This is a genomic window from Nostoc sp. CHAB 5715 (assembly GCF_020829685.1).
Taxonomy (GTDB): Bacteria; Cyanobacteriota; Cyanobacteriia; order Cyanobacteriales; family Nostocaceae; genus Nostoc.
Map to the genome: position 1 here is coordinate 1 of NZ_JAIVFR010000367.1, position 6,662 is coordinate 6,662.

4 protein-coding genes and 1 pseudogene are annotated in these 6,662 nt (G+C 41.7%); 1 reads left to right on the plus strand and 4 read right to left on the minus strand.

The window, feature by feature from the left end; translation table 11 throughout:
* From LC574_RS20205 to LC574_RS20220, 4 genes and pseudogenes are all read right to left on the minus strand, one after another.
* Positions 1-4,283 (minus strand): type I polyketide synthase (locus tag LC574_RS20205; protein ID WP_229455195.1); only part of this gene is annotated, 4,283 nt, incomplete at its 3' end.
* A gap of 116 nt (positions 4,284-4,399) precedes the next feature.
* Positions 4,400-4,747, minus strand: coding sequence for a phosphopantetheine-binding protein (locus tag LC574_RS20210; protein WP_229455199.1), 348 nt, complete (start codon positions 4,745-4,747; stop codon positions 4,400-4,402).
* Positions 4,739-5,062 (minus strand): annotated as a pseudogene (locus LC574_RS20215) (ABC transporter permease); the annotation flags it as partial. The pseudogene LC574_RS20215 and the gene LC574_RS20210, both read right to left, overlap by 9 nt.
* 129 nt (positions 5,063-5,191) lie before the next feature.
* Positions 5,192-5,710 (minus strand): adenine phosphoribosyltransferase, encoded by a 519-nt coding sequence (locus LC574_RS20220; RefSeq protein WP_229455203.1) that lies wholly within the window; start codon positions 5,708-5,710, stop codon positions 5,192-5,194.
* Between the two features lie 430 nt (positions 5,711-6,140).
* On the opposite strand from LC574_RS20220, the gene LC574_RS20225 reads away from it, so the two are divergent.
* The coding region (locus tag LC574_RS20225; protein ID WP_229455197.1) for a DUF3038 domain-containing protein at positions 6,141-6,662 on the plus strand (522 nt) is incomplete at its 3' end.

Genomic DNA, 6,662 nt, shown 5'->3' on the forward strand with positions numbered 1-6,662 from the left:
AAAGCATTAATACCTTCTTGAGAAGTCATTCCTACTTTGAGGGTTTCTTCGTCACGTATCTGCTTAATTTCATCTGGCACTACAGTTTCTACCGCCATTCCTACTTGCCAAGTACACCAATTAATTGATATTGTCAATTGGTTTGATTCGTAAGCACAATAGTGAGCGTATGCGTCAAGAAAAGCATTTGCAGCGCAATAATCTACTTGTCCCAAGTCTCTCAGTATAGAACTGTGGGATGAACAAAGTACAAAGAAATCCAATTTGGAATCTTTTAAAACTTTCTCTAGTACTAGCGTTCCCCTGACTTTTGCTGCGAGTACGCTATTTGCCATTTCCTTTGTCTTGAGTTGAATCATGCCACCTGGAGCAATACCTGCTGCATGAATGACACCATCGATACGACCAAATTGTTTGCACGCTTGAGCAACTACTGCTTGCATTTCCTCAAGATTAGCTACATCGGCACTGTGAACTTGAACGATCGACCCTAATTTCTCAAGTGCCAGAGCTTTTTCAATTTTACGGCTAACACTATCTTGCTTATTATGAGTTTCTAACCATTGTTGCCACTGTGAGCGTTCAAGCAGTCCTTTTCGTCCAACAAGAATTAATTTAGTATGTGCTGTCTGAGTTAGATTTTCTGCTAAAGCCAAACCAATACCACCAAGTCCCCCGGTAATTAAGTAAACTCCTCCTTCTCTTACCTTAGATTTACTCGCAATGTCTCGATCTAGCTGCACAGGTTCAAAAGTTTGCACCCAACGATGATGACCTCGATAGCCTACTATGTCATCGCTGTCATCGCTTGTTTGGGAACTAATTTCTGTGACAAGAGAATCTATGAGTTTTGGTGCTGCTGGGTTTTTGCAAGAAGGAATTACTATGTCAATAGTAGAGCAAGTTATCTTCGGGTATTCTTTGGGAATTACCTTACACGGCCCTAGTAATGTTGATTTTTCAGGACATAAGCTATCTTCGCCAGTTACATCATGTACATTACTTGTTACAATTGTTAACTTCAAAGTATCGGAAATATTCCGCCTTCCCAAAGCTTGCGTTAGAAATAGCAGACTCCAGAAACCCAAATTTTGCGTATCTTCAAAAAACTGATGCGATGATTCTGTTTGTTCTATCACCTTATAGGAGGATAAGGTATCATTTGCCGTAACGCTCCAAAAGTGAGCGATCGCATTTGGGTTTAAATCCAATATGCTAAGTTCTGTCAGCAATGTATCATAATTACTACTGGATTGGGGATTAATTGCGTAAGCGCGATCGCCTAACTTGGTAAATTGCTCTCCAATTACTACAGTTATGACATTATGACCCTGTAATTCCAGCTGCTGTGCAACTTGCGAACCAACTCCAAGAGTATCAACAAACACTAAGCAACATAGTTTTTGTGATGATTTTAATGGTAAGTGGGGAGAGCGCTTCCAGGAAGGGATGTAAAACCAGTCGGCAATATTCGGTTTTTTGTGTAATGTTTGTTGTGATGGTGTAGCCAAGGCAGCTTCAGGATTGACATCAATCCAGTAACGCTGACGTTCAAATGGATAGGTTGGTAAAGGAATGCGAGCGCGTTGTTCATTGGTATAAAAACCAGACCAATCTACTTCTACCCCAGCCAGCCAAAGGCGACCCAATGTATTCATTAAAAAGGCCATATCTGACTGTTGCTCATAGGAGTGCCGTAGGGTGGGGAGCATCACCGATTTAGCTCTATCGTCACCTTCTAGACATTGGGATGCGAAACTAATTAATGCTTGACCAGGGCCAACCTCTAATAAAATTGGATTGTCTTTTTGCCATAACTGCTGCACTCCCTCAGCAAAGCGTACTGCTTGACAGAGGTGCTTCACCCAATAACTGGGATCTGTTGCTTGCTTTGCTGTAATCCATGTTCCTGTGACGTTAGAAATATAGGGAATTTTCGGGGGTTTCAGGCTAAATGTTTTGACTAAATCACCAAAGGCAGGTGCGATCGCCTCCATCATCGCAGAATGGAAAGCGTGAGATGTCTGCAAACGCTTACCAATTAAATTTTGCTCGCCCAGTTGTCGTTCCCATTCCTCCACTGCATCCTTGGCACCTGCAATCACACACAACGATGACCCGTTGATTGCAGACATGGAAATTTTTTCATTCAAGAAGGGCTGTATCTCTTCTTCTGAAAGCGGTACTGCCAGCATCGCCCCTTCTGGCAACTCTTCAATCATTTGCGCTCTTCTAGCTACTAAGGTTAAAGCATCTTCAACAGACAAAACCTCGGCTAGAGTTGCTGCTACATATTCCCCGATGCTGTAGCCAATCATCGCCGCAGGAAGGATTCCCCAGGATATCCACAGTTGAGCTAAAGCATATTCAACAACAAATATAGCTGGTTGGGTGAGAACGGTTTGATTCAGTAGATATGTTGCACGCAACGTCTGTGCATCTGCTGGTTCCTGACCACGACCTAACATTTTTCGTAAATCTAACCCGCTTGAAGGGGTATTTTGTTTTTGCTTGCTGCCATTCTCGCTGTTTCTGTTGGGATACAATATATCTCGCAAATCTAGACCAAGGAGCGGTTTGAGGAGTTCGCAACATTGGTCAACTGACATACGAAATGTTGGCTCAGTTTGGTAAAGCTCAAGAGCCATATCAAGATAGTGAGTTCCTAGTCCAGAAAACATAAAGGCAACAGAACGTTGCTGAGTTTTCTGAGTATTCGTAATAACCCGCCTTGGGTCTTGAAGTGCATTTACAGCATCTTGAATATCTCGGCAGACAACTGTCCGTTGATAGTCGAAGGCCTTGCGCCCAACCTGCAATGTGTAAGCCGCATCAGCAAGATTTAAATCAGGATGTTCTTGAAAATAGTTAGCTAAATTTGTTGTCGCCGTTTCCAGTGCGGAACTGGTTTTGGCGGATAGCATTAATAATTGCCAAGGTCGAGAGGGGATAGAAGTTTCGACAACCGGGGCTTCTTCGAGAACTACATGGGCATTGGTTCCCCCTAGTCCAAAGGAACTAACTCCAGCACGTCGGGGAGTACCATTACTTTGCCACTCGGCAAGTTTGGTATTGACATAGAAAGGACTGTTAGCAAAGTCAATTTCGGGATTAGGCTCAGTAAAGTGTAAACTCGGAGGTATTTGTTTGTGCTTCAGGGCTAAAACCGTTTTAATCAGTCCTGCAATCCCAGCAGCAGCATCCAAATGTCCAATGTTGGTTTTAACCGAACCGATGGCACAGAAGCCTTTCTTTTGGGTAGTTAAGCGAAAAGCTTGCGTTAGGGCGGCAATTTCAATCGGGTCTCCTAAAGCTGTTCCGGTTCCGTGAGTTTCAATATAAGTAATAGTTTCCGGTTCGACCTCGGCTATTAATTGGGCTGTTCTAATTGCCTTTGCTTGGGTGTCGATGCGGGGTGCTGTATAGCTGACTTTGAATGAACCATCATTATTGATAGCTGAACCTTTGATTACAGCATGAATTGTATCGCGATCGCTCAAAGCATCTTCTAATCGCTTTAATACTACAATGCCGACACCCTCACCACCCACTGCTCCCTGGGCATTAGCATCAAATGCACGGCAATGTCCGTCAGGAGAAGCTATTCCCCCTTCTGTGTATAGATATCCAGCTTTTCTTTGTGCATTGATGGCAACGCCACCAGCTAAAGCGATATCACATTCACCATTGAGTAAGCTCATGATAGCTAAATGGACGGCAACTAAAGATGTTGAACAAGCCGTTTGAACTGTGTAACTAGGCCCAGTTAGATTAAGCTTATAAGAAGTACGTGTACAAAGGAAATCTTTCTCACAAGCTATCATTAATTGTTGTCCATCTACTGATATAGCCTTTTGATTTGAGTAAACATTGAGTAAGTAGGCATTCAAGTTACATCCTGCGAACACACCTATTGGACATTTCTCTATTCCAGATTTATATCCTGCATTTTCTAAAGCTTCCCATGCACACTCCAAAAAAATGCGGTGCTGTGGGTCAGTGATTTCTGCTTCTCTGGGATTAAATGCAAAAAAAGAAGCATCAAATAATTCGGCATCTTCTATGACACCATTTGCTTTAACATAGTTTTGGGAACTGAGAAGTTCTTGATCTATTCCTGCTTCCAACAGTTCTTCGTCACTGAAAAAAGAGATTGATTCTATGCCATTTTGAAGATTATTCCAGAATTCATCAATGTTTTTCGCTCCAGGAAATCTTCCTGACAATCCAATAATCGCTATTTCCGAGCCGTTATTAGAAGTTGATGCTGTTGGAATAGTCATTTTCTCAATTATTCCTTGAATCTTTTTAAAACAATTACTTCTTCAAACTTGTTTATTGAGCATCTGCAACTTGAGGTAAATCCAGAAGCCAAAACACCAGTTAATCTTAATAAATATTAAATATTTGAAACAGATTTTATTTTTTGCAGACGCTTTCTTTGTTGGGTTTTTCCATCTGCTATTCTTTCGTCCATACTAGCCATAATATCATAAGATGGTTGTTGATTTTCCATCTGATTAAAATAATTCGCTAAAGAGTTGATAGTCGGGTATCTAAATAAATCGAGAAGAGATAAATCTCGTTTCCAAACCCCGCGTAACTTGCTATGAACTTGAAGTAAAAGCAGCGAATGACCACCTAGTTCAAAGAAGTTATCATGAATTCCTACGTCTTCAAGTTTAAGTAAATTTTTCCAGAGTTCAGCTATAGTTTGCTCTATTTCAGTTTTGGGTGGCTGATAAATAAAACTCGTGCCAAAATCCCCTTTTGTTAAAATTCGCCATAGCCATAGCCAAAATTGCTCTGGCCAAGACTTATCCAAACCAAACTGCCGCTTGATTTCTTCGATTCTTTCTGGCGATATCTTTGGGTTTTGCCGCAGCGTATCTACATAATCTCCTGGAGCGAGTTGAATAATGAAAAACGACAACGCTGACGCCAACAACAAAGTCAATAGTGCCTGCAATACCCGCTTTCCCACATAAACAAAAGTTTCACTCGTGACTAGCGTTATTAGCCAATCCCGACCTGTATCCAAGGAAATTTTCGTAGATGTCATTTGTCCTTTGTCACTTGTACTGAGCTTGTCCTGAGCGTAGTCGAAGGGCGAAGCCGAAGTATTTGTCATCTGTCCTTTGTTATTTGTCATTTTGTCCTTTGCTAATGACTAATGACCAATGACAAATAACTAATATTCAATTAAAGAGATAATCGGCACGTCCGGCAGATATTTACGCCCTTCTAAATCCTGTAGCTCGATAATAAACCCAAATCCTACTAGTTCGCAGCCAATCTTCTGCACTAACTTTGCTGTTGCACTCGCAGTTCCACCCGTGGCAATCAAATCGTCCACAATTAAAACTCGGCTACCTGGCTGTAAACCGTCTTGATGCACTTCTAGGCAGTCCATACCATACTCTAGTTCATATTCAATTGAATGAACGGCTGCTGGTAACTTACCTTTTTTGCGGACGGGAATAAAACCAGTTCCTAATTTATAAGCCAGAGGTGAACCAAAAATAAATCCCCTCGACTCTATACCAATGACATAATCCGCCGTTATCCCAGCTTCATTGCATTTTTGTGCTAGAAAGTCAATAGTGTAGCGTAATCCCTCTGGATCGCGCAGCAGGGTAGTAATATCCCGAAATAAAATTCCGGGTTTAGGGAAATCTGGGATGTCACGAACGAGAGACTTCAAATCCATAAAATAGGAAATTGGGAATGGGGAATAGGGCATGGGGCATGGGGCATGGTGAATCAGGAAATAGGGTAAATAAGGGGGACAAAAAAGGATAACTAATGCCCAATGCCCAATGTCCAATTTCAGATACCTGAAAAATCGTACACTATAATGTCATACGCTGGGGGTCGAGGCTGAAGCTTCGCCCTTTATTGACGATAATTAGAATCTAAATCAAGCTATAAGAGGTATTGGACTAAATAAATGAGGTGAATTAAGTTATGTTTTAAAATTTTGATTTCAATATAGATAGGGAAAACTTTGAGTAGAAAGAGTTAAGTAATGTATATATCAGGTAGTCATGCTACTGCTACAAGTTTAATGCTCAAGTCTTGGCTACCGATCTTAAATTTGTTTTATCTAGTCTGTTGGAACCGCACAAGGTATTTATAGAATGAATGTCTCAGCAAGTTTAACGCCGTTCAACAGTCCAACTCAAGATTCACTGCCGATGGTTCTGGACACTTTGCCAGATCCTGCGATCGCTTCCAAAACGTGTCCTCGCAGAACCAGGTTGCAAATTGACCTGATTTTACTGGCAATTGAAGCTTTAGAGCTTGGTGGTTCGGAAGCAATCCTGACTTTTGCTCAAGAGTTGGATCTAAAAGGAATTGTTAAAGACAGGGTGAATTTATGGCGGATGCGTAGCTCTAATCCGCTACGGAGAGCGCATATCCGTCGTCCCTTAACTATCATGGAAGCAAAAGCTCTGGTGGTCATTGCTTGCTACATAGCACGGCGTTTAACTGTTGTGATTCGCCAGTTACTAATGCTTTGTCAACAAATGGAAGAAAAGCAGATTCCATTAGAACAGAATTTGCGCCTATCTAATTACCTAGTGCGGTTTAGAGCGCATGTTAAGAGCCGGATGAATGCTCGACGTTCGGGTGGCCTGGCATTAACTTCTGATGCAACA